Here is a 22,871-nt window from a genome sequence, read left to right as displayed (position 1 = left end):
TCCCTTTCGTCCAACAATGCCGGCGTTAGAATCACGTGAATGTATGGCCGGTTGTCGCGTTTGAGCCCGGGATTCCAGGCAAGCGCCCATGTCTAACCGAGTGGGCTCTAGACGGGAGGCCTCGCCGACAAAGCCCTTGCCCGGCCTCCTCGCAGTCCCGATAGATCGGTCTATAAGATCTGGGGAGTTCGATGCGCAATTTCGGCGAGTTTCGGCAGCACTGGCGGCCGTTGACGGCTTCCTTCCTGGGCATGGGGTCGGCGCTGTCGCTCAACAGCTATATCCTAAGCACCTTCGCGCCCTACATGATCGGGGAGTTCGGCTGGAGCCGCGCGCAATGGGCCATGCTGGGCATCGTGCAGGGTGTGATGATCGTCTGCCTGCCGTTGGCGGGGAGGCTGACCGATCTCTATGGCGTTCGCCGTGTTGCGGCGACTGGCGCGCTGACCTTTCCGCTGTTCCTGGTCGCGATCTCGATGATGAACGGCGACCTTCATGTCTATCTGGCCATCTATGTCGCCCAGACGATCGTTGGCGCGACCACGACCGCGACGGTCTATGCGCGCGTCGTTGCGGAAGCCTTCACGCTGCGCCGCGGTTTGGCTCTGGCCATCGCGGGCAGTAGTCCGCCGCTCGTCGCCGCGATCGGCAGCCCACTCGTCACCGCTTTCGTCGATAGTCACGGATGGCGGGCAGGCTATCTTGCCGTCGCGATCTATTGCGCGATCTGCGCGGTCGCGACGATCGCGCTGTTGCCGCGCGGTCGACCGCGCGGTGTCAGGTTGGAGGCGGGCGTGCAAAGGCGTGCAGGTGTCTATCGCGCGATTTCCGCGATGCCGGTGTTCTGGATGCTGCTGCTGGCCTGCTTCCTGGTGAACTTGCCCTTCACGCTGGCGATCTCACAGATCAAGTTGGTCGTGCTCGACCAGGGCATTTCCGATGCAGACGCCGCGATCATGATCTCCGCATTCGCCATCGGCTCGATTGTCGGTCGCTTCATCGCGGGCTTTGCGCTCGATGTGATCGCCGGGCACATTGTCGCGGCCATCGGCTTCGGGCTGCCGTTCATAGGGCTAATGCTGCTGGCCTCGAGCTATGACACGGTGCCCGTCGTCGGCCTGGCTATTCTATTGATGGGGCTGTCCTTCGGCAGCGAGGGCGACGTCATCCCGTTCCTGATCACGCGTTATTTCGACATGGCGATATTTAGTACGGTAATGGGGCTGCTCTCCGCCGCGATCGGGCTCGCGATGGCCATGGGCAACGTCATTCTCAGCGCCTCACTAACGGCGACCGACAGCTTCGATCTCTACCTGTTCATCGCTGCGGCAGGGTCGTTCCTGGGCAGCGGAATCTTCCTGGCGCTAGGTCTGCGCAGGTTCCGGCCGGCGGGGGCGTGATTGCCGGTTGGTAAAGGGCGGATCGGATATTGCGGCCGATAAGGCCAGCCTCAGGGGCGTGCGAGGTCGCCGATCCGTTTTTCGCAGAGAGCGGCCACGATGTCGCGCAGTCGTTTCACCGACACGTAAAGGGCGTCTAGATCCTCGATCGAGATGCTGTAGTTCGGCGAGTATCGTGCTTCGACATAGGCGCGCTTCAGCAACTCGAAGCGTCTGCGGTCGAGCTTGGTTTCGCGCGGCCATGCCTCGACGAGCCGATGCTCTTTGTCCTCGGATAGCGAGCGCAGGAATTTCACATTGTGCGACTTCGGGAAGTAGAAGGTCGAGGTCAGCAGGAAGCAGGCGTAAGCGCGCTCAGCTGCCTGATGCAGTAGAAATGCCGCGTCGTTATTTTGTCCTTCGGTCATCGCGAAATGCGCAAGCTTCAGCGCGCCATCGACGCGTTCGAGCCAATGCGAGAGATAGCGCTCAGCCTGCCGGACCGCGTCAAACTTGCTCAGCGGCACGGGGGTGGTGAGCGGGTGGTGCGGGAGCTCGTAGAGCAAGATACCGTCTCGCACGATGTCGGCCCAGAAATACTCGCCGCGCTTGAGCGCCTGGTTCACGTCATTGAGGTCGTGGACGATGATATTGACCTGGCGGCCGATGGTCTCGTCCCTCAAGATGCGGTCTTCGGCGATGTACCAATATTCGGCGATGTCGGTCAGCTTCTCGTGGCTGACCACGATCAGCAGGTCGAAATCCGACTGGTATCCGCCCTTGGGATCGTCGACCCAGTCGCTGCGCGCGTAAGAGCCGAAGAGGATGATCTTGAGGATCTTGCCGCCGCGCTTCCACGCCTGGTTGCCCAGCATGATCGCCTTCTCGAACTCCTCCATGAGGATCTTCGTGGCGCGCGAGAGCTCGGCCTGCTGCCGCTCGGGCAGGTGGGTCAGGTCGTCACGCATGGCCGGTAGCCGCCGGCCGAGAGCGGGGCGCCTGGATTGGCTTCGGGTATCTACGATCGGCCGGGGTCATGCGCCATTTTCGGCGGGCTCGCGGGGAAAAGCAATCGCGAGGGCACGCTTCTGCCGGTGAAATGGATCGGGTTTGAATCCAGTTTTGCCGGCGCCACGGGCGCGGGATCGCAGCGTGCTTGTGGAAGGCCTTTGCGATCGTCTCGAGGCAGTTGGGGTTGAGAGAAAATCTAACGGAATGCATGATCGGATTGTGGAATTCAAACTTGCATCAATTGTTGAATAGTCTTCGATCAATAATTGTATATCGCGAAATATCGTTCGGATTGAAGCTAAGCTTAGTGAGTTTAAATACTTTGATATTGGCTGGGCGTTCTGGGATGGGCGCCGCGATGTCAATGTCGGAGTCGTGATTTGTCGTCCAACATCGCGGAAATGGAGCGCCGTCGCGCTGGCGCACGTCTTGGCGGCGGCCAGAAGCGGATCGACGCGCAGCATGCCAAAGGCCGCCTGACGGCCCGCGAGCGGCTCGCCGTCCTGCTCGACGAAGGCAGCTTCGAAGAGGTCGACATGTACGTCGAGCACAACTGCGTCGACTTCGGCATGGAGGCGCAGGTCATTCCCGGCGACGGCGCGGTCACCGGGTCGGGCACGATCAACGGCCGTCTCGTCTTCGTCTTCAGCCAGGACTTCACGGTCTTCGGCGGCTCGCTCTCCGAGCGCCAGGCCGAGAAGATCTGCAAGATCATGGACATGGCGATGAAGGTCGGCGCGCCCGTCATCGGGCTCAACGACTCCGGTGGCGCGCGCATACAGGAGGGTATTGGCTCGCTGGCCGGCTACGGCCATATCTTCCAGCGCAACGTCAATGCTTCGGGCGTGATCCCGCAGATCAGCGTCATCATGGGGCCCTGTGCGGGCGGGGCGGTCTATTCGCCGGCGATGACCGACTTCATCTTCATGGTGAAGGATTCCTCCTACATGTTCGTCACCGGCCCCGACGTCGTGAAGACCGTGACGGGTGAGATCGTGAGCCAGGAGGAACTGGGCGGCGCCGCCGTTCACACGACCAAAACCTCGGTCGCGGATCTGGCCGGCGAGAACGATCTCGACACGCTCTTGGCCGTGCGGGACTTCTTCGACTACCTGCCGCTCTCGAGCCGCGAGGAGCCGCCGCTCCGGCCGAGCGCCGATCCCTGGGACCGCGCCGAGGCGAGCCTCGACACGCTGGTGCCGAGTATCGCCACGCAGCCCTACGACATGCATGAGCTGGTGCGAAAGGTCGTCGACGAAGGCGAGTTCTTCGAGATCCAGCCCGCCCATGCCGCCAACATGCTCTGCGGCTTCGGGCGGATCGAGGGGCGCACGATTGGCATCGTCGCCAACCAGCCGATGGTGCTTGCCGGCGTGCTCGACATCAACGCATCGAAGAAGGCGGCGCGTTTCGTCAGCTTCTGCGACGCCTTCAACATTCCCATCGTGACCCTCGTCGACGTGCCGGGCTTCCTTCCGGGCACCAGCCAGGAGCACAACGGCATCATCAAGCACGGCGCCAAGCTCGCTTTCGCCTATGCCGAGGCGACCGTGCCCAAGATCACCGTGATCACCCGCAAGGCCTATGGCGGCGCCTATATCGTCATGGCCTCCAAGCAGCTCGGCGGCGATCTCAACTACGCCTGGCCCACGGCCGAGATCGCGGTCATGGGCGCCAAGGGTGCGGTCGAGATCATCTTCCGCGGCCACGACGCCGACGGCATCGCGACCAGGACCCGCGAATACGAGGAGCGTTTCGCCAATCCCTTCGTCGCGGCCTCCAAAGGCTTCATCGACGAGGTGATCTATCCACACTCGACGCGGCGGCGGATCGCGCTCGCCTTGCGCAAGCTGCGGCACAAGCTGATCGAGAACCCGCGCAAGAAGCACGGTAACATTCCCCTGTAGTCGTCCGGCAGAACGATCTCTCACGAGGAAGGACGGTCGTCTGCCGCACAGGCGGCTGCCGCTGGCTCGTGGCGCTTGCGCGTTCTTCGCGGATTTCCTGGCGGGTGAAAGCCCTCGACTAGGCCATGCCGTGCGCCGCGGCGTGCTCGGCGACGGCCTCGCGCATCTGTTCGTTGTGGCGGTGCGCGAGCGCGCGCGCGCGTTTCTCGTCGCCCTCGACGACCGCCTTCACCAGCTTCTCGTAATTGCGCATGCGGATGGTCTGCAATTTGCGCGACTGGTAGCGCGCGTAGATGATGTGCGTTCCCACTGCGGGAAACACGCGGGCAAGCTCGCGGTTGTTCGCGATCCTGAGCACGGTGCGGTAGAGTTCGCGCCGCGCCCGGCTGAACAGGGCTTCCGCGCCGGAGCGATAGGCGTCCTTGAGACCGGTGAGGGCTTGGTCGAGTTCGGCCTCGTGCTGCGGGGCGGCATAGTGTGCGGCCGCGAGCCCGAAAAGCAGTTCCATCATCGCGCCCGAGACGTCGAAGACCTCGTTGGCCTCGTCGATCTCGATCCGCCGCACCGAAGCCGAGCGGTTGCGGTGCAGATTGATCACGCCGCGCGCGGCGAGCCTTTGCATCGCCTCGCGCACGGCGTTGCGGCCGACGCCGAACTGCGCGGCGAGATCGGACTCGACGAGGCGCTGACCCGGCACGATGGCGCCCGCTTCCAGTGCCTCGAGCAATCCGCGGAACACCGAATGGGTCGCGCCTTCGCCGCTCAGTTCTTCCATGTCTCGTCAGGTCTCCCGTTCACGGTTTTCCGCCCTTAGGCGACGGGCGGCGTGGCCGGCAACTCGTCGGCACCGCTCCGCATCGCGCAGGGGAGGGGCATAGACCGATTGGGGCACCCGTTTAGGCGGCGCCTTCGATGCGCGCGCGAAGGTTTTCCGCGATCCGCTCGGCCGGCACGACGTCGGCGAAATGGGTCACATAGGTGCCGTCGCGTCCCATGAGGAAGGTCATGGCGCTGTGGGGCACGTCGTAATCGCCATCTGGCCCGGCCTCCTCGCGCTGGGCATAGACCTTGAAGAGTTTCTTCACGCGGTCGATCTCGGCCTTCTCGCCGGTGAGCCCGAGGAAGCGCGGGAAGCGCTCCTCGAGAAAGCGCCGCAAGGTCGCGGGATCGTCCCGGTCGGGATCGACCGTCACATAGAGCGGCTGGACGTCGCTCGCATCGGCGCCGGCCAGTTCGAGCGCTTGTGACAGCTTGGCGAGGTTCTCCGGGCAGACGACCTTGCAGTGCGAGAAGCCGAAGAAGATCAGCATGAAGCGCCCGCGGTAGGCCTCGTCGGTGACCGCCTGCCCAAAATGGTCGGTCAGGTGAAAGGCGCCGCCGAGCGTGACGGTCGGGCGGATGGCCTGTTCGCTCATCGCATCGGCCTCACGCGAAGCGGACGACGAAGGTCGTCTCGCGCTCGACCGGCACGGTCAGGCGCAGCTTGCCGGCCTCGAAGGTCGTATCGGCAATGCTCGTGCGGGCGAGCGCGGTCGCGTTTCCGTTGGCAACCACTGCGCCGTCGATCTCGAGGCGCCATTCCTGACCGGTGCGTGTGAGGTTGGCGAATTCGAGCATGGTCATCGCACCCTTGGCGCCGCGGTGCGGCCTGACCGTCACCACCAGCGCCTGGCGATCGGCCAGGTAGCGCCCGCGCACGACGTCGACCTCGCGCGACACGTCGCTAAGGTTCGGCTCGGCGAAATGGGCCGCTCCCCAATGGCTCTGGTAGAGCTTGTGGAGCCCGTCCTCGACGTTGAGGCGTGCATAGGCGAAATTGACGTTGCCCGAAGTCGGCGTGACGCCGACGAACCTGCCGTCCTCCCAGCTCGCATCGTGCACCGGATAGTAGAGGCCGCCGTCGCGCCAGGTCGGATTCATGTTGCGATCGGCATAGGCGAGGAGCTCGGCGAGCCGCGGGTCCTGGCGCTCCGACAGGGTGAGCGCAGTCCAGCCCCAGAAGCCTGCATAGGCGAGGTTCTTGCCCGACTTCTTGACGATCGCGGGCACCGGCTTACCCGCAAGGACGTCGACGCCGCGCGCGAAGCGCTGGCCCGGGCGGCCGGTCTGGCTGGGCGGGACGACGACGATCGAGCCATCGGAGTCGCGTGCCAGCGAGGCCGCCGCGACGAAGTCGAAGACGCTCTTGGCATAGTCGGGCATCGTCGCATTCATCAGCCACTGCGACCAGTTGCCAGCGGTCATGACCGGGCCCTCGTCGAGCGAGAAGCCCTTGCCGTCGTCATGCGCGAGGTGGTTCTGCTCCTGGAACCAGAAGAAAGGGGTCTCCTGCCCGGGCTTGAAGCCGCCGAACCGCTTCCAGGCGGCGATGTGGCTGGCGACCGTCTCGTCGGCGCGCGTGCCGCCAAGACGCGTGTCCTGCCACTTGAGGCCCCAGAGCGGGAACTGGTTGCACCCGAGGAACACGGCATTGGGCTGGCAGGCGACGCCCAGATGGCCGTTCTCGACGAACTGCCAGTAGATCGCGTCGTTGAGCGACTTCAGGCCATATTCGACCTGCTGCTTGCCAAAGCCCATCGCCTGCATGTTGTGGAACACGAAGGCGTCGGGGGCATCGTACTTGGCGTCGTTGAACAGGTAGGCATAGAGCGCGGCGACGTGGTTGAGATGGCCGCTGTAGAAGATGTTCTCGCGCGCGATCGGATCCCACGATGGCTTGCGTGGCTCCTTCTGGTCCGGATTGAAGAAGGGGCTGCCCTGGCTCACCGAGAACCAGAACTGCCAGACCTCGGGAAGCAGCATCTTGCGCACCACCCGGTCCATATCGGTGCGGAAGAAGCCGGGCGCGGCCGGCATGCGGTGGAAATGCGCCTGGGCGAGGCCATGCGCCATGCCCGAGAGCTGGTACTGATAACCGGTCCAGTCGCCGACATGGAGCGGGTCGTCGCTGATCATCGTGCCCCAGTCGCCGTCGGGCAGGGCGAGGGTGTTGCGGAAGTGACGGAGATGACCCGACTGTAGCTCGTCGAGCTTGGGCAGCTTGTCGAACTCGCCGGCCACCGGCACGGCGCGCGCGATCGCGCGCGGTGCCGCCGCCACGACGACGGCGCTCGTAGCGGCGCCCAGCAGCGCGCGGCGGGTCAAGTCAAACTGGCTCATCACAATGCCTCTCGCACAAGCCGCGCCGCTCAGGGCCGGCGGTTTAATGTCTCGTGCCGTTTTCGCATAATCACCCCATCAGTAACAGCGCGCAGGGGGCCGGATCTTTGCACTTCCTGACCACGGTTCAGACAGATCTTGCTCTTGGTTAGCTTGCGTCCCGACCCGCTCTTAGGTCGCGCTTCGTAGACCGGGGTCGATTTGTCATATTCGACTGGAGTCGGTGGCAGAGCGTTCAAGCGCGAGGGCGTCGTCGACCAAGGACTGAAGCGGCTCCGGGGCTCTTTGGAATAGAAACGGGAGGAGGAATACATGTCCATCAGGAAGTCCGCGATCGGTCGCACCGTCATTCTGGCCGCGCTCGCCTCGGTGTCGATGCCCGCGCTCGCGCAGCAGGCGGCCGATGCCGAAGAGACCGGCGCCAAGGCGGCGGGCGACGACATCGTCGTCACCGGCTCGCGCCTGATCACCGATGGGAGCAGCTCGCCGACGCAGGTCACGGTCGTGACCAACGAGGTCCTGCTCCAGACGACGCCCTCGAGCGTCTCGGACGCTATGCGTAAGCTCCCCCAGTTCGCGAACTCGAGCAGCCAGTCCAATTCGCAGGCCGCCAACAGCTCGTTCTCGGCAAGCTCCTACCTCAACCTGCGTTCGATCGGTCCGGTCCGCAATCTCGTCCTTTTCGACGGCAACCGCCTGGTGCCGTCCTCGACCGTCGGCGCGGTCGACATCAACACGATCCCGCAGATGCTGATCCAGCGCGTCGACGTCGCGACCGGCGGCGTCTCGGCGGTCTACGGTTCGGACGCCGTCTCGGGCGTCGTCAACTTCGTCATCGACCGCAAGTTCAACGGCGTGAAGACCTTCGCCCAAGCCGGCATCAGCAGCCGCGGCGACAACGCCACCCAGCGTCTGGGCGTCGCGGCGGGCACCTCGTTCGGCGGCGACCGCGGTCACATCGAAGGCAGCATCGAATACTTCCGCAGCGAAGGCATCGAGAGCAACAAGAACCGCGAGAACGGCGCCGCGCGCTACACCGCCACCGGCACCGGCACGGCGGCGAGCCCCTTCCGCCTGACGAGCAATTCGCGGCTCGGCACGACCTACTCGTTCGGCGGTCGTATCGTCTCGACGCAGAACGCAGCCGGCGCGACCATCGTCACGCCCTTCACCGATACCAATTTCTCGACGAACGGCGTGCTGAGGCCCTTCGTGCACGGCGCTGCGACCGGCACGCCGGGCATCGAGAGCGGCGGCGATGGCGCCTACTACGAGAGCTCGCTGCTCTCCTCGCTCGAAACCAAGCAGGCCTTCCTGCGGCTCGACTACGCTCTGACCGACACGCTCAACGTCCACGCCCAGGGCGCCTATACCGAGGCGGACAGCGTTGGCGTCTACATCCAGCCGATCGTCGGCGGCGCTGGCGGCCTTGCCACGACCATCTCGGCGAGCAACGCCTTCCTCTCGCCCGCGCTCCAGCAGCAGCTCGCCGCGGCCGGGGTCTCGACCTTCGTCATCCGCAAGTTCCAGATGGAAGTGCCGCGCGTCGTCCAGGATACCAACGCCCGCAACATCTTCGCCAACATCGGCTTCGATGGGAAGATCGGCTCGCGCTTCGACTGGTCGGTCGACTACAGCCACAACGAAGCGCGCCGCATCGACATCATCCGCGGCAACGGCAACACCGGCCGGCTCTGGGCGGCGCTCGATGCCGTCGTCGCCCCGGCGAGCTACACGGGCAGCGATTTCCTGCTGAACGGGCAGGGGCAGCGCGTCGTCTGCAACGTCACCCTGACCAATCCGAGCCTCTATCCCGGATGCTTGCCGCTCAACGTTTTCGGCCCGAGCTCTGAGGACCAGCGTGCCTCGGCCTTCACCCGCGGCGACACCCGCAGCGTCCTCACCCAGAAGCTCGACACGGTCACCGCCACGATCAAGGGCTCGCTGTTCAGTCTCCCCGCCGGCGAGGTCCGCGTCGCGGTCAACGGCGAATATCGCAAGCAGACCCTGCTCGGCGACAGCACCAACCAGCCGACCGCGCTCACTAGCTGCACGGGACTGCGCTTCAACTGCAACCCGGCCGCGCCCGTCGCGGAATACCGCCAGAACGTGATTGCCAATTCGCGCGGCGAAGTGAGCGTCAAGGAGGTCGGCGGCGAAATCCTCGTGCCGATCCTTGCCGACGCGCCCTTTGCCAAGTCGCTCAACCTGACGGGCGCCGTGCGCTACACCGACTACTCGACCAGCGGCGGGGTCACGACCTGGAAGGCGGGTCTCGACTGGCACGTCACCGATGACCTGAGCTTCCGCGCCACGCGCTCGCGCGACATTCGCGCGCCCACCGTCTACGAGCTGTTCGGTCCCCAGCAGTTCGCGCGCTCGGGCTACAACGACATCCTGACCAACACCAACGACACGGTCCAGGTCATTGCCGGCAGCAACGCTGCCCTGGCGCCCGAAAAAGCGGACACCTTCACCGTCGGCGGCGTCTACAAGCCGCGCTGGCTGCCCGGTCTCAGCATCGCGGTCGATTACTTCAACATCAAGATCAAGGACGCGATCTCGCTGATCGACGGCACCAGTGCCACGGTCCAGCGCCAGTGCATCGACAGCGGCTTCACCTCGGCGGTCTGCTCGCTCTACGTCCGGCCGCTGCCGAACTCGAACACGACCGCGGCGAACTATCCGACCCGTGTCCTCCAGTCCTATGTCAACGCGGCCCGCGAGAAGACGAGCGGCGTCGACGTCGACGTGATCTACAAGGACCACTTCCTCGGCGGCGACTGGAATTTCCGCGTGATCGGCACCTACCAGCCGACCTATACCCGCGTGCTCTTCGCGGGCGACCCGCTGCTCAACAATGCGGGCGTTGACGGCCTGCCCAAGTACCGCGTGACCGGTTTCCTTGGCTATGCGGTCGGTGCCTTCTCGATCGACACGCAGACCACTTGGCACAGCGCGACCAAGCACAGCGCGCTCTCGACCGTCGTCTTCGACTATCCCGATAGCCCGGCCAAGGCGTTCACCGACCTTACCGTGACCTACGACATTCCCACGGGAACCTCGATGAAGCCGCAGTTCTTCGTGACGGTGAGCAACCTCTTCGACACGACGCCCGGCATCTTCGCCGCGCCCGCGGGCACGCCTGGCTTCGGGCCGATCACCACCAACGGCGAGGATCCCGTCGGACGCTACTTCACGGCGGGCTTCCGCACCCGCTTCTGACGCGTATTTTCGCGGGCTAGCAGTGGCCGCGAAGAGGGCGGCGCGCTTGGCCGGTGACCGGGGACGCCCGGCCCCCCCAGGCGCGCCGCCGAATCGCTTGTGCCGAGCGAACCACGGACTTCGAAGGCCGCGAGGATGCCTGTCGATAGGTGAACATTATTGTAGGGTCAGAATGGCGCGAAGCCGCCTTGGCAGGCAGGGCACACCGAAAGCCAAAATACGCCAAATACCGGAGTTTTTGAGAGATTTCGCTATGTTGCCCGCCCTTCGCAGCGCGCAATCGATCTCGGGTGATCTGGAGGTCGCACGGATCGTTTTCGTGATATACCACTCTTTGAATTTGTCTTTGTCACTGGTATGACATGACCACGGCGGCACTCGTGTATGAAGCGGGGCCCGACTGAGAGGATCAAGGTGCTGCAGACTTCGGTTTGGAACAGCGAGGCCGTCATCGCCGACGCTTTGTGCAATGGACCCGAGCTCGAGTATCGCGATGGCTCGGGTAATCTGCGCTTCAGCCGCTGGCGGCGCTTCATGGGCAGCTACGAAGTGCCGGCGCTGCCTGCGCCGATGTTCGTCGTGCAGATGGGCGGCAAGTCCGACGTGCGTTTCTGGGATCGCGATGGTTGGAGCGAGGCGACCACTTTCCCTGGTGCCGCGACCCTCATACCGGCCGGCCACAAGACGCGCTGGCTGGTCGATGGCGAGCTCGACGTCATCACCTTCAGCTTCGGCGCCGAGGATCGGCGCGATCGCGCGCAGGCCGAATTCAGCACGTTCCAGTTCGCCTATTGCGACCCTCTGGCGGCAGCGCTCTCCGAACAGATCCTGGGCGAAATGTGTCAAGGCGCGGCGACCAACGACAACGATTATCTCAACAGCCTCACGGCCATGCTGTCGACGCATCTGCTCGCCGGGCGCAACGTCGCGGGCCGGACCCGCTATCCGACCTCGGGTTTCTCGTCCTATCGCATCCATAAGGTGATGAACGCGATCACGGCCGATCCCGCCAAGTCGCATAGCCTCACCGAGCTCGCCGAGCTGGCGGGGATCACCGAATCCCACCTGTGCCGCGTGTTCAAGGAAGCGATGGGAACCACGGTTCACGCCTATCTGCTCAAGGCGCGGCTCGACCGTGCCCGCCAGCTGCTCTCGCGCGCGGAACTGCCGATGAGCCATGTCGCCGAGCTTTCCGGTTTCTCGGGCGCCAGCCAGCTCGCGCGGGCCTTCCGCCAGCATCTGGGTGAAACCCCGAGCCACTACCGCGCCCGCATGTTCTGAGAAGGACGGCGCGCGGGCCGGCGCGCCGTTGTCGCTGCCCCCAACGGTGTCGCGCTTGCGACCCCGTCCCATCGGGCGCCCGTGGTCGAAAGGTCGAGCTCGAGACGGGGCTCGCGAGAGATGCCTCGCGCCGTCGCTGACGCCAGGCGTGCACCGCAGGATTCGTCAAAATAACCGTCAACTGAGGTTCTGGTCGCGCGTGCAGCTCTGGGCGATGAGGCAGTGCGGGGCAGGCTTGCCTCGCGTTGAACGCGCGCGTTGGCGCGCGCGGCTAGCTGGGACGACGATGTGATGGCGAATACCGACGCGGCGACAGGGCCGGCGGCCGACATGGATCAGGCGCTCGCCATTGCCGAGCGCGTCGAGGCCTTCGTGCGCAATGTCGTCGCGCCCTACGAGAGCGACCCGCGCCGCGACCATCATGGCGGACCGACGGACGCGCTTGTCACCGAACTTCGCGAGCACGCGCGCGGGGCCGGCCTGCTGACGCCGCATATCCTCCCCGGCGGTGAGCACCTGAGCCAGCGCGGCACGGCCAAGGTGCTGATCGCCACAGGCCTCTCGCCGCTCGGCCCGCTCGCCTGCAACACCGCCGCGCCCGACGAGGGGAACATGTACCTCCTCGCCAAGGTCGGCAGCGAGGAAATCCGCGAGCGCTTCCTGGCGCCATTGAAGGCGGGCCGCACGCGCTCGGCCTTCTTCATGACCGAACCCGCCGAAGAGGGCGGCGCCGGCTCGGATCCCATGATGATGACGACGACCTGCCGCCGTGAAGGCGATCGCTGGATCATCAATGGCCGCAAGGCCTTCATCACCGGGGCTGAGGGCGCCGGCGTCGGGATCGTCATGGCCAAGGCCCCCGACGTCCAGCAGGGCGGGGGCGCCTGCATGTTCCTCGTCGACCTGCCCGACCCGGCCGTGCGCATCGATCACGTGCCCAATACGATCGATACCTCGATGCCCGGCGGCCATGCGACCGTGACCATCGACAATCTTTCGGTCAGCGCCTCGCAGATGCTCGGCGAGGCCGGCGAGGGCTTCACCTATGCCCAGGTCCGCCTCAGCCCGGCACGGCTCTCGCATTGCATGCGCTGGCTCGGCGCCTGCATCCGCGCCAACGAAATCGCCACGCACTACGCCAACCGCCGCATGGCCTTCGGCAAGACGCTCATCGACCACGAAGGCGTCGGCTTCATGCTCGCGGAAAACCTCATCGACCTCAAGCAGGCCGAGCTGATGATAGACTGGTGCGCGGGCGTGCTCGACCGCGGCGGCCTGGGCACGGCCGAGAGCTCGATGACCAAGGTTGCGGTTTCCGAGGCCCTGATGCGTGTCGCCGATCGCTGCGTCCAGGTCATGGGCGGCACCGGCGTCACCGACCAGACGATCGTCGAGCAGGTGTTTCGCGAAATCCGCGCCTTTAGGATCTACGACGGTCCGACCGAGGTCCACAAATGGAGCCTCGCCAAGAAGATCAAGCGCGACTGGAGGCGTGACCATGGCGAATGACCTGGGCGCGGACGCGATCGCCGCGGCCAATGTAGGCGCGGGCGCGGTGCGCAGCGCCTTCGACGAGGCGGCTCTTGCCGCCTGGATGACGCGCAACGTCGAGGGCTTCGAGGGACCGCTCCTGGTCGAGCAGTTCAACGGCGGCCAGTCGAACCCGACCTACCGGCTGACCGGTGCGAACGCGCGATATGTGCTACGGCGAAAGCCGCCCGGGCCGCTCGTCAAGGGCGCGCACGACGTCGCGCGCGAGGCGCGCGTTCAGCAGGCCCTGGCGGACTCGGACGTGCCGGTCGCGCCGATCCTCGGGCTTTGCGAGGATCCCGAGGTCCTGGGCAGCGAATTCTACGTCATGGCCCTCGTCGAGGGACGGATCTTCTGGGACGCGGGCTTCGGCGAGGTCGCGCCGGCCGAGCGCGCGGCCTATCTCGACGAAATGAACCGCGTCATGGCGGCGCTCCATCGCGTCGACTACCAGGCTGCGGGGCTTGCCCACCATGGCCGGCCGGGGAACTACTTCGCCCGCCAGGTCGCGCGCTGGTCGCGCCAGTACCAGGAAGACGAGCTCGCCGGCCGCGATCCGGGCATGGATGCTCTCGTCGCCTGGCTGCCCGGTGCGATCCCCGCGAGCGAGGAAACCACGCTCATCCACGGCGACTTCCGCTGCGACAATCTGATCTTCCATCCGAGTGAGCCGCGCATTCTCGCGGTGCTCGACTGGGAGCTGTCGACGCTCGGCCATCCGCTCGCCGACTTCGCCTATCATGCGATGTTCTACACGATGCCGCCCGACATCGTTGCGGGGCTGGGCGGCCAGGATCCGCGCGCGCTCGGTTTGCCCACCGAGAGCGAATACCTGGCCGCCTATTGCCGCCGGACCGGGCGCCAGGCCATTCCCGACTGGGACTTCTACATCGCATTCAACTATTTCCGTCTCGCCGCGATCTTCCACGGTATCCGCGGGCGGGTCCTGCGCGGAACCGCCGCAAATGCCGAAGCGGCTCGCCGCGCGGAAGCCTTCAGCCGGCTCGTCGAACTCGGCTGCCAGGCCATGGAGCGCTGCCGATGAAAGAGGCTCGGATTCTCCTGCGCCGCGAGGGCGCGGTCGCCGTCATGACGATCAATCGTCCTGGCGCCGGCAACACCATCGATCGCCCTCTCACGGCAGAGCTCGAGGTGATCGCGAGCGCGATCGCACAGGACTCGGCCGTGCGCTGCGTCGTGCTGACGGGGGCGGGCAAGCTTTTCTGCGGGGGCGGCGATATCGCCGCCATGGCGGCGGCGGCTGATTGTTCAGCCTATCTCCAGGGTCTCGCCGACGCGCTCCATCGATCGGTCGAGGTGCTCTCGAGCATGTCCAAGCCGCTGCTTGTGCTGGTGAACGGGCCGGCCGCCGGCGCGGGGCTAAGTCTCGCGATCTTGGGGGATCTCGTCCTCGCCTCGCGCTCGGCTCACTTTACCGCCGCCTACGGCTCCGTCGGTCTGACCCCCGACGGCGGCATGAGTTGGCTCCTGCCGCGTCTCGTTGGCCTGCGCCGCGCCCAGGAGATGATCCTCGGCAATCGCCGCGTCTCCGCCGAGGAGGGCGCCGCGATCGGACTCGTCACGCGTGTCGTGGATGACCACGATCTCCTTGCCGAGGGCATGGCGCTCGCGCGCCAGCTGGCCGAGGGGCCGACATTGGCGCTCGGCATGGCGCGTTCGCTGCTGCGCGAAGGCCAGGGCGTCTCTCTCAACCATCAACTCGCTCGCGAGGCCCGCACGATTGCCTCGGCCGCGGCTCTGCCGGACGCGCGCGAAGGCGTCGCCGCCTTTCTCGACAGGCGGCCCGCGCAATTCTCGGGAGAAACGCGATGACTGGCGGAGCGGGCAAGCGCGCAATGCGGCATCGATTGGCGCGCTGGGGCCGGCGGCCCCTTGCCAGCGCCGGGCTCCTCGCGCTCACCCTGTCGCAAGCCATGATTTCTCAAGCCATGGCGAGCGAAGCCCGGGCAAAAGGCGGCCCCGCAGCCAAAGGTCTTGGCGAGGCAGCCGGTCGCTGCGCTGCCCTCGTCGATCTCGTCGTGCCCGCCAGCGCGATCGGTCTGCCTTCGGGCGGGGCGCGCATCGGCACGGCCTCGGTATTTTCCGCCGAAGCCGACCTTCCCGAGACCTGCCGCGTCAACGGCGCCATTCTCCCGGCGACGCCCGGCGCCCCTCAAATCACCTTCCAGATCAACCTGCCGCGCGCCTGGAATGAGAAGGCCGTGCAGTTCGGCGGCGGCGGCTTCAACGGCTTTCTCGTCGATGGCCTGAGGTCCCTGCCGGGCGTCGTGGCCGGTGTCGCAGACGTTCCCAATCCACTCGCTCGCGGCTTCGCGACATTCGGCAGCGACGGCGGTCATCTCGTCGCCAATCCGTTCGATGCGAGCTTCGCGCGCAACACCGAGGCGCGCGAGAATTACATGGGCGCGGCGGTGAAGCGCCTCCACGATGCCGCGGTCGCGGTCGTCGGCGCCTATTACGGCAAGGCGCCGCGGCGCCTCTACTATGCCGGCGGCTCGAAGGGCGGTCACGAGGCGCTCGTCGCCGCCCAGCGCTACGGCGCGGACTTCGACGGCGCGATCGCCTACTACCCGGCCAAGGATTCGGTAGGGCTCATCCTGGGCTGGGGCGCCCTGACGAAGGCGGCTTATGGCCCGGGTGGCGGCGCGCTCTCGCCCGTCAAGCAGGCCTTCGTGCACCGCGCGGTTCTTGCGGCCTGCGACGGTCTCGACGGGCTGGCCGATGGCGTCATCGCCAACACCGCGGCCTGCGAGGCCGCGATCTCGCCTGTCTCGCTCGCCTGTCCCGCCGCTTCGGCGCCCGCCGGCGACTGTCTCGATCCTTCCGAGGTCGCCGCGCTCGCAGTGGCTTCGCGCCGCACGGTCTATCCCTATCCCCTGGCGAACGGCGTCGCCTCGATCGGGCCCTTTCCCGTGCTCAGCGAAGGCAGTCTCGACCAGACCTGGCTCTCGGCGGGCGGGCGCGCCGCGACGCTCTACGAGCAGCTCAACAACGGTATCGCCCGCAATTTCTGGACGAACGATGCTGCAGCCGGTCTCGACCGTCTCGACCTTGCAGCGCTGCGCAGTGTGATCGAGGCCCATTCACGGGCATCCGACGCCACCTCGACCGATCTCGAGGCCTTCCGTCGCCACGGCGGCAAGCTGATCCTCGTGCAGGGGACGACCGACATGCTCGTCCCGCCCGCCGCCACGACCGACTACTACCGGCGTCTTGCCGGTCGCTACGGCGAAGCCGTCGAGGGTCTCGCGCGCTACTTCATCCAGCCCGGTTACGGCCACGGCAATGGCCCTTTCACTCTGTCCTGGGATTCGCTCGGCGCGCTCGACGCGTGGGTTGAAACCGGACGCTTTCCTGCGGCGCCCGTGGCGACAGACGGGAATGCTGCTACGCGCGGGCGCCAGATGCCGCTCTGCGCCTATCCACTGTTTGCGCGCTTCACGGGCGGTGATCCGCGGGCCGCGACGAGCTTTCGCTGCGCAGCCCGCTAGCGGCCTTGGCCAACCCAGCGACGGTCATGTCGGAGACAAGGTCGGATGGGTGACGATGTCACGCCATGTCGGCCGCGAGTGCCGTCGGCGCCGGGCATGTCCTAGAGGAGGTCGGAGTGGTGCCGGTAGGCGCAGTCCTGGCAAGCGCTGGCGCGCGGCCTTTCAGCTTCCCGTCCATTGCGGCGCGCGGCGCTCCGCGAAAGCCGCCGCGCCCTCGATCGCATCGGCAGAGGCCAGCACCGGCTCGGTGATGCCGGCCTGGCGATCCCACATCTCCTCCTCGCCCCACAGGCGCGAGGCATTGATCAGTTCCTTCGAGGCCTGGACCGCCAGCGGACCGTTGGCCGCGATCTGGCGCGCAAGATCGAGGGCCGAGGGCAGAGCGCGCCCCGGCGTGAGCCGGTTGACGAGGCCGAGGTCGTGCGCGCGTGGTGCCTCGAGGAAATCGCCGGTCAGTGCGAGCTCAAGGGCGAGGCGGTGCGGCATTTGGCGGGGTAGCCGCATCAGTCCGCCGGCCGCGGCGACGAGCCCGCGCTTGGCTTCGGGAATGCCGAAGCGGGCGTTCTCGCTCGCAACGATGAGATCGCATGCGAGCGCGAGTTCCATCCCGCCGGCGAGGGCATAGCCGTCTACGGCGGCGATCAGGGGCTTGCGCGGGGGCCTCTGCACGAGGCCCCCGAAACCGCGATCGCCCACGCTGGGCCGCTCGCCCGCGAGGAAGGCTTTGAGGTCCATGCCCGAGCAGAAGCTGCCCTGGGCGCCCGTGATGATACCGACCTGGAGGCGAGGATCGTCATCGAGGCGATCCATGGCCTCGGCGATCGTGAGGGCCATGGCGAGGTTCATCGCGTTCTTCGCCTGGGGGCGGTTGAGCGTCACGACGAGAACGCCCTCGTGCTCCTCGACAAGCACCGGAGCTTCGATCGTTTGGGACATCAGGCGATCTCCTCGACGCGTTCGATGATGATCGCGGGCGCCATGCCGCCCGCCGCGCACATGGTGACGAGGGCGTAGCGCCCGCCCGTGCGCTCGAGCTCGTCGAGCGCGGTGCCCACGAGGATGGCGCCGGTCGCGCCGATCGGATGGCCGAGCGCGATCGCGCCGCCATTGGGATTGACCTTGCTGCGGTCGAGCCCGAGATCGCGAATGAACTTCTCGGCGACGACCGCGAAGGCTTCGTTGACCTCCCAGACGTCGATGTCGTCGGTCGTGAGGCCAGCGCGCGCGAGCGCCTTGCGCGCGGCGGGGACCGGCGCGTTGAGCATCAGCGTCGGGTCGTCGCCGATATTGACCGCGGCAAGGATCCGCGCGCGGGGCTTGAGGCCGTTGTCGCGCGCGAAGTTCCCCGAGGCGAGGAGCAGCGCGGCCGCGCCGTCGACCACGCCCGAGCTGCTGCCCGCATGGTGAACGCCTTGCCAGTCGAGGTCCGGGTAGCGCTTCTGGATCTGCTCGCGCTGGCTCGTACCATGGCCCGAGGGCATGTCGGCGGCACCGTCGAACGAGGCGCGAAGCGCGCCCAGGCCCTCGATCGTCGTGTCGGGCCGGACGAATTCGTCATGATCGAGCGCGAGGCTGCCGTCCTCGTTGAGGACGGGCACGATCGAGCGGGCGAAGCGCTTCTCGGCGATCGCCTTGGCAGCCTTGCGCTGGCTGTCGAGCGCATAGGCGTCGAGCTCGGCGCGCCCGATCCCTTCTCGCGCCGCGACAGCGTCAGCGCAGACGCCCTGATGCGATTGAGGGTGCAGCGCGTCGAGCGCGGCATGACCGGCGCCCATGCCGTAGACGTCGAGATCTGCCGCGAGCTCCTCCTGGGTGAGCGTGTTGGTATAGCTCATCATCTCTGTCCCGCCGGCGACGACGCAGTCCTCCTGTCCCGAGCCGACGACCGCGGCAGCGAGCGACACGGCGCTGATGCCGCCGCCGCAGAAGCGATCGATCGTCACGCCGCTCGCCTTGGTGTCGTAGCCGGCCGAAAGCGCGGCCATGCGCGCCAGATCGCCGGCCTGCTTGCCGCGCTGGGCCGAGGTCGACCAGATCACGTCGTCGACTTTCGCCGTGTCGAGGCCGTTGCGTTCGGCGAGCGCACGCAGGACCGTCGCGGCGAGATGCTGGGGGTGCAGGTGGGCGAGCGAACCCTTGCCGACCTTGCCGATGCCGCGCGGCGTGCGCACCGCGTCGATGATATAGGCGTTTGTCACGTCGATCTCCTCGATGGGGCGCTTGCTGGCGCTCCAGAATTGGTAGGCGTCGCCCGGCTCAGGCGTTCGGGCGGAATTCTTCGACGAGCCGGCGCTTCATGAGCTTGCCCGTCGGCTCGCGCGGAAGATCCTCGCGGAACGCGAAGTGGCGCGGCGCCTTGACCCCGCCGAGGTGCTGGCGGGCATAGGCCTGGAGCTCGTCGGCGAGGCCCTCGGTGCCAACCACGCCGGGGGCGGGCTGCACGACGGCAAGGACCCTTTCGCCCATCTCGTCGTCGGGAATGCCGATCACGGCAACGTCCGCAACCTTGGGGTGAACCGTCAGGCAGTTCTCGATTTCCTGCGGGTAGATGTTCACCCCGCCCGAAATGATCATGAAGCTTTTGCGGTCGGTGAGGTACAGATAACCGTCATCGTCGACCCGGCCGATGTCACCCATCGAGGCATAGCCGTTGCGGTCGTAGGCCTGGGCCGTGCGCTCGGGGTCCTTGTGATATTCGAACCGCGGTCCGTCAGCGAAGCAGACATTCCCGGTCTGCCCGGCGGGCAGCGGATTGGCCTCGTCGTCGGTGATCCGCAGCGTGCCGACGACCGCGCGGCCGACCGATCCCGGCTTTTCGAGCCATTCGACGGGGCCGATCGAGGTGATGCCGCAGGTCTCGGTCCCGGCATAGTATTCGTGGACGATGGGCCCCCACCAGTCGAGCATCGCCTGCTTGACGGGAACAGGGCAGGGCGCGGCGGCGTGGATCACCGCTTCGAGCGAGGAAACGTCGGCGCGCGCGCGGACATTCTCGGGGAGCTTGAGCATGCGCACGAAATGGGTCGGCACGAAAGTCGCGTGGGTGATCTTGAAGCGCTCGATCAACTCCAGGGTGCGGGCCGCATCGAAGCGCTCCATCACGACGACGGTGCCGCCCATGCGAACGACCGCGAGCGCCCAGCGCAACGGCGCCGCGTGATAGAGCGGCGAGGTCGACAGATAGACCGTGTCGGGCCCCATGCCATAAAGCGTGCGCCCCATCGCCATGAGCGATGTCTCTTCGTCGACCGGCCCATCGGGAAGCGGGAACTTGATGCCCTTGGGCCTACCTGTCGTGCCCGACGAATAGAGCATGTCGGTTCCCGCGCTTTCATCCGCGATCGGCGTTTCCGGTTCCTTGGCCGCAAGCTCGCTCCAGCTTGGGACACCGGCCTTGGAGAAGGACCAGGCGAAGAGCGGTCGGTCCGACGCCGCGTTGGCCTCGCGGGCGAGCGCGGCGTTCTCGTCGGACGCGATCAGGATGCGCGCGTCGCTGTCTTCCAGGATATAGGCGATGTCGCCAGCGCTGACCTTGGTAGAGATCGACGTGAGGTAGAGGCCGGCGCGTTGCGCTGCCGCTCCCAGGATGAAGACTTCGGGACCGTTGTCGAATAGCGCAGCGACCACGTCGCCGCGCTTGAGGCCTTTGGCGCGAAGCAGGTGTGCGGTCTGGTTCGACAGGGCTTCAAGCGTCCTGAAGTCCAGCTCCATGCCGCGATCCGGCAGAATCAAGGCGAGCTTGTCCGGCGTCGAGCGGGCGTGTGCGGCGGAATGCATCTTTGGCTTTCTTGACAATGATCCCCGCTTCGGGGGTTGCCGCCACGAGACAGATCCGCCGCCTGCGTATCAAGGCAAGGTCAATTTTTGTCGCATTTATAAATGGAATCGCGCAATCGCGGCCGGTGTCGCGCCGCCGCCGCGTCCGCTCTAGAGGCCCAGCTGGCTGCTACGGGACATATGCATCCGTGGCTGTGCCGCGCGACGTGGCTCTAGCTGTTGGTCCAGGCTGGTGGGCGACGCTCCGCGAAGGCCCGCAAGCCCTCGGCGAAGTCGGCGCTGTTCTTCCAACGCTCGAACGCGGGATAAGCGGCCTGCCGCGCGAGCGCCGTTTCGACGTCGGGTTCGGCGAGGCCCTGGCGCACGATCGCCTTCGAGGCCTGGATCGCGACGGGTGAGGCCTTGAGAATGTCGTCGCACCAGCGCTTGACGGTTGCCGCCAGCTCTTCGGGAGCGACGACCTCGTTGACGAGACCCTGGCGCAAGGCCTCGGCCGCATCGATCCGCCGCGAGGTCAGGATCAAGCCCATCGCGAGGTTATAGGGAATCCGGCGCGCGAGCCGGTGGAGACCGCCAGCGAGGGCGATCGCACCCACCAGGGGTTCGGGCAGGCCGAACTGGGCCGTCTCCGCAGCGATGACGATGTCGCAGGCGAGCGCGATCTCGAAGCCACCGCCAAGCGCGAGGCCGTTGACCATGGCGATGAAGGGCTTGTCGCAGTCGAAGCGCGTGGTGAGACCGGCGTAGCCCGAGGCGGGGTAGGTAGCGATGGCAGTGTCGGCCGCGGCCGCGGCCTTGACGTCCGAGCCCACGCAGAAGGCACGGGGCCCTGCGCCCGTCACCACGCAAATCAGCTGCTCTGGATCAGCGGCGAAGGCGTCGAAGGCATCGTGAAGCGCATAGTGCGTCGCGACGTCGAGCGCGTTGAGAGCCTCGGGGCGATTGATCGTCACCCAGCTCACCGGGCCATCACGCGTGACCGCAACCGGCTGCGAGAGGGCGTCTTGCGAAGGGACGTTCGGCACGGGGGAGTAACTCCTGCTGCTCTGGGACGGGCTCGTCTGTGGGCAGGCGCGTCCTCGATAGGCGGTCATGCCCGGCGCCCAGGTCACTAACCGACGGCACTCCTTGTGTGACGTCAGGCGAATTCAATCAATAGATCTATTAAAAACTTCTGCGCCGACGACGTGGATGCTAGGGGCAGGGGGCGTGCGAGGTCCGGGCAGTGTTCTGAACTGGTGACGACCTGCCGCGGCGACCGCGACGGCACGAGGGCGTGAAACGAGACGAGCGAGGCGGTATTGCAGGCAGGATCCAAATCGGCGGGTGGTGCGTCCGAAAAGCGCGGCCGCGGCCGGCCGGCGCGTCCGGCGCTCGACACCCAGGAGACGCGCGACGGCCTGCTCGAAGCCGCGATCCGACTCTTCGCGCGCCATGGGTTCGAGGCCGTCAGCACCGGCGACATCGCCAAGGCGGCCGGCCTGACCCAGTCGATGGTCCACTACCATTTCGGTTCCAAGGACAAGATTTGGCGCGCAGCAGTGACCCGTCTCATGCGTCGTCGCGGCCCGATGTTCGCGCCGACCCGGCTCGAGCACGCGCCGCTCGATCCCGTCGCCAAGCTCGAACTCCTGATCCGCAATCTGGCGGCCGCCAATGCCGCAGAGCCCGATTACGCGCGGATCGTCATGCAAGAGAGCATAGCCGACAGCGACCGTCTGCAATGGCTGATCGAGGAATTCATCGCCCCCGGCTTCAAGGTCTTCGACGATGCCATCCGCGAAGCGCAGGAGCGCGGCCTGATTCGCGACCTGCCGCTGCACGACCTCACCAACATCGTGACCTCGACCGTGTCGCTGACCTTCAGCCTGGGGCCTCTCGTGCAGAAGCTCTACGACGTCGATATGGGCTCGGAGGGCTATCTGTCCTCGCTCAGCTCCTCGATCGTCGACGTTCTGTTCGCAGGCCTCAAGACCCGCCCCTGAGCCATTTCAAACTTAAGCCGCGCGGCGTCGTACCGGGCAAGACATACTCTCCGCGCGATGCGACCCGGGGAGGTCGCGATGCGGGCTCGAACTTCGCTCGCGATT

At 66.3% G+C, this 22,871-nt stretch carries 17 protein-coding genes; 9 read left to right on the top strand and 8 right to left on the bottom strand.

The window, feature by feature from the left end; all coding sequences use genetic code 11:
* Positions 1 to 191: 191 nt before the first annotated feature.
* Positions 192 to 1,400 (top strand): MFS transporter, encoded by a 1,209-nt coding sequence (locus WG901_RS21210; protein ID WP_339589119.1) that lies wholly within the window; start codon positions 192 to 194, stop codon positions 1,398 to 1,400.
* Positions 1,401 to 1,450: 50 nt separating this feature from the next.
* Here the strand turns inward: WG901_RS21210 and WG901_RS21205 are convergent, their stop codons facing one another.
* A complete protein-coding gene (locus tag WG901_RS21205; RefSeq protein ID WP_339589118.1) occupies positions 1,451 to 2,347 on the bottom strand; it encodes a HEPN domain-containing protein in 897 nt (298 codons plus the stop codon).
* 423 nt (positions 2,348 to 2,770) lie between these two features.
* Here WG901_RS21205 and WG901_RS21200 point away from each other — a divergent pair, with 423 nt between their 5' ends.
* The gene (locus WG901_RS21200) at positions 2,771 to 4,297 is read left to right on the top strand and encodes an acyl-CoA carboxylase subunit beta (RefSeq protein WP_339589117.1); all 1,527 of its coding nucleotides are present in this window, start codon (positions 2,771 to 2,773) and stop codon (positions 4,295 to 4,297) included.
* A gap of 118 nt (positions 4,298 to 4,415) precedes the next feature.
* Here WG901_RS21200 and WG901_RS21195 read toward each other — a convergent pair whose 3' ends face one another.
* From WG901_RS21195 to WG901_RS21185, 3 genes are all read right to left on the bottom strand, one after another.
* Positions 4,416 to 5,072: a GntR family transcriptional regulator gene (locus WG901_RS21195; RefSeq protein WP_339589116.1), complete on the bottom strand. Its 657-nt coding sequence runs from the start codon at positions 5,070 to 5,072 to the stop codon at positions 4,416 to 4,418.
* 121 nt (positions 5,073 to 5,193) lie between these two features.
* Positions 5,194 to 5,712, bottom strand: coding sequence for an SCO family protein (locus tag WG901_RS21190; RefSeq protein ID WP_339589115.1), 519 nt, complete (start codon positions 5,710 to 5,712; stop codon positions 5,194 to 5,196).
* Between the two features lie 10 nt (positions 5,713 to 5,722).
* A complete protein-coding gene (locus WG901_RS21185; RefSeq protein ID WP_339589114.1) occupies positions 5,723 to 7,456 on the bottom strand; it encodes a linalool dehydratase/isomerase domain-containing protein in 1,734 nt (577 codons plus the stop codon).
* A 312-nt stretch (positions 7,457 to 7,768) separates the two neighbouring features.
* Here WG901_RS21185 and WG901_RS21180 point away from each other — a divergent pair, with 312 nt between their 5' ends.
* The 6 genes from WG901_RS21180 to WG901_RS21155 all read left to right on the top strand — a co-directional run bounded on the left by WG901_RS21180 (position 7,769) and on the right by WG901_RS21155 (position 17,004).
* On the top strand, positions 7,769 to 10,681 hold the full coding sequence (locus WG901_RS21180) for a TonB-dependent receptor plug domain-containing protein (RefSeq protein WP_339589113.1): 2,913 nt from the start codon (positions 7,769 to 7,771) through the stop codon (positions 10,679 to 10,681).
* A gap of 384 nt (positions 10,682 to 11,065) precedes the next feature.
* On the top strand, positions 11,066 to 11,962 hold the full coding sequence (locus WG901_RS21175) for an AraC family transcriptional regulator (RefSeq protein WP_339589112.1): 897 nt from the start codon (positions 11,066 to 11,068) through the stop codon (positions 11,960 to 11,962).
* Positions 11,963 to 12,253: 291 nt separating this feature from the next.
* Complete coding sequence (locus tag WG901_RS21170; RefSeq protein ID WP_339589111.1) at positions 12,254 to 13,471, top strand: acyl-CoA dehydrogenase family protein; 1,218 nt, start codon at positions 12,254 to 12,256, stop codon at positions 13,469 to 13,471.
* Positions 13,461 to 14,537, top strand: coding sequence for a phosphotransferase family protein (locus WG901_RS21165; protein WP_339589110.1), 1,077 nt, complete (start codon positions 13,461 to 13,463; stop codon positions 14,535 to 14,537). The genes WG901_RS21170 and WG901_RS21165 overlap by 11 nt, the downstream gene beginning before the upstream one ends.
* Positions 14,534 to 15,325, top strand: coding sequence for an enoyl-CoA hydratase/isomerase family protein (locus WG901_RS21160; RefSeq protein ID WP_339589109.1), 792 nt, complete (start codon positions 14,534 to 14,536; stop codon positions 15,323 to 15,325). The genes WG901_RS21165 and WG901_RS21160 overlap by 4 nt, the downstream gene beginning before the upstream one ends.
* Before the next feature lie 116 nt (positions 15,326 to 15,441).
* The gene (locus WG901_RS21155; RefSeq protein ID WP_339589108.1) at positions 15,442 to 17,004 is read left to right on the top strand and encodes a tannase/feruloyl esterase family alpha/beta hydrolase; all 1,563 of its coding nucleotides are present in this window, start codon (positions 15,442 to 15,444) and stop codon (positions 17,002 to 17,004) included.
* A gap of 162 nt (positions 17,005 to 17,166) precedes the next feature.
* Here the strand turns inward: WG901_RS21155 and WG901_RS21150 are convergent, their stop codons facing one another.
* From WG901_RS21150 to WG901_RS21135, 4 genes are all read right to left on the bottom strand, one after another.
* A complete protein-coding gene (locus tag WG901_RS21150) occupies positions 17,167 to 17,940 on the bottom strand; it encodes a crotonase/enoyl-CoA hydratase family protein (protein WP_339589107.1) in 774 nt (257 codons plus the stop codon).
* Positions 17,940 to 19,202 carry an acetyl-CoA C-acetyltransferase gene (locus WG901_RS21145; protein WP_339589106.1) on the bottom strand — a complete coding sequence of 421 codons (1,263 nt, stop codon included), beginning with the start codon at positions 19,200 to 19,202 and terminating at the stop codon, positions 17,940 to 17,942. The genes WG901_RS21150 and WG901_RS21145 overlap by 1 nt, the downstream gene beginning before the upstream one ends.
* Positions 19,203 to 19,260: 58 nt before the next feature.
* Positions 19,261 to 20,781 carry an acyl-CoA synthetase gene (locus WG901_RS21140; RefSeq protein WP_339589105.1) on the bottom strand — a complete coding sequence of 507 codons (1,521 nt, stop codon included), beginning with the start codon at positions 20,779 to 20,781 and terminating at the stop codon, positions 19,261 to 19,263.
* A gap of 212 nt (positions 20,782 to 20,993) precedes the next feature.
* On the bottom strand, positions 20,994 to 21,806 hold the full coding sequence (locus tag WG901_RS21135; RefSeq protein ID WP_339589104.1) for an enoyl-CoA hydratase-related protein: 813 nt from the start codon (positions 21,804 to 21,806) through the stop codon (positions 20,994 to 20,996).
* A gap of 276 nt (positions 21,807 to 22,082) precedes the next feature.
* On the opposite strand from WG901_RS21135, the gene WG901_RS21130 reads away from it, so the two are divergent.
* The gene (locus tag WG901_RS21130) at positions 22,083 to 22,766 is read left to right on the top strand and encodes a TetR/AcrR family transcriptional regulator (RefSeq protein WP_339589103.1); all 684 of its coding nucleotides are present in this window, start codon (positions 22,083 to 22,085) and stop codon (positions 22,764 to 22,766) included.
* Positions 22,767 to 22,871: the final 105 nt, after the last annotated feature.

This window comes from Novosphingobium anseongense (genome assembly GCF_037482895.1).
In the GTDB taxonomy this organism is placed as follows: Bacteria; Pseudomonadota; Alphaproteobacteria; order Sphingomonadales; family Sphingomonadaceae; genus Novosphingobium; species Novosphingobium anseongense.
Note: the sequence above shows the minus strand (reverse complement) of the source record. Positions and strands in the feature narration are given on the sequence as shown.

Coding starts and splice junctions, on each gene's coding strand:
- WG901_RS21140 (WP_339589105.1), bottom strand. CDS start 20,781: ATGCATTCCGCCGCACACGCCCGCTCGACGCCGGACAAGCTCGCCTTG.
- WG901_RS21175 (WP_339589112.1), top strand. CDS start 11,066: ATGAAGCGGGGCCCGACTGAGAGGATCAAGGTGCTGCAGACTTCGGTT.
- WG901_RS21190 (WP_339589115.1), bottom strand. CDS start 5,712: ATGAGCGAACAGGCCATCCGCCCGACCGTCACGCTCGGCGGCGCCTTT.
- WG901_RS21205 (WP_339589118.1), bottom strand. CDS start 2,347: ATGCGTGACGACCTGACCCACCTGCCCGAGCGGCAGCAGGCCGAGCTC.
- WG901_RS21170 (WP_339589111.1), top strand. CDS start 12,254: ATGGCGAATACCGACGCGGCGACAGGGCCGGCGGCCGACATGGATCAG.
- WG901_RS21165 (WP_339589110.1), top strand. CDS start 13,461: ATGGCGAATGACCTGGGCGCGGACGCGATCGCCGCGGCCAATGTAGGC.
- WG901_RS21185 (WP_339589114.1), bottom strand. CDS start 7,456: ATGAGCCAGTTTGACTTGACCCGCCGCGCGCTGCTGGGCGCCGCTACG.
- WG901_RS21150 (WP_339589107.1), bottom strand. CDS start 17,940: ATGTCCCAAACGATCGAAGCTCCGGTGCTTGTCGAGGAGCACGAGGGC.
- WG901_RS21195 (WP_339589116.1), bottom strand. CDS start 5,072: ATGGAAGAACTGAGCGGCGAAGGCGCGACCCATTCGGTGTTCCGCGGA.
- WG901_RS21160 (WP_339589109.1), top strand. CDS start 14,534: ATGAAAGAGGCTCGGATTCTCCTGCGCCGCGAGGGCGCGGTCGCCGTC.
- WG901_RS21180 (WP_339589113.1), top strand. CDS start 7,769: ATGTCCATCAGGAAGTCCGCGATCGGTCGCACCGTCATTCTGGCCGCG.
- WG901_RS21210 (WP_339589119.1), top strand. CDS start 192: ATGCGCAATTTCGGCGAGTTTCGGCAGCACTGGCGGCCGTTGACGGCT.
- WG901_RS21155 (WP_339589108.1), top strand. CDS start 15,442: ATGGCGAGCGAAGCCCGGGCAAAAGGCGGCCCCGCAGCCAAAGGTCTT.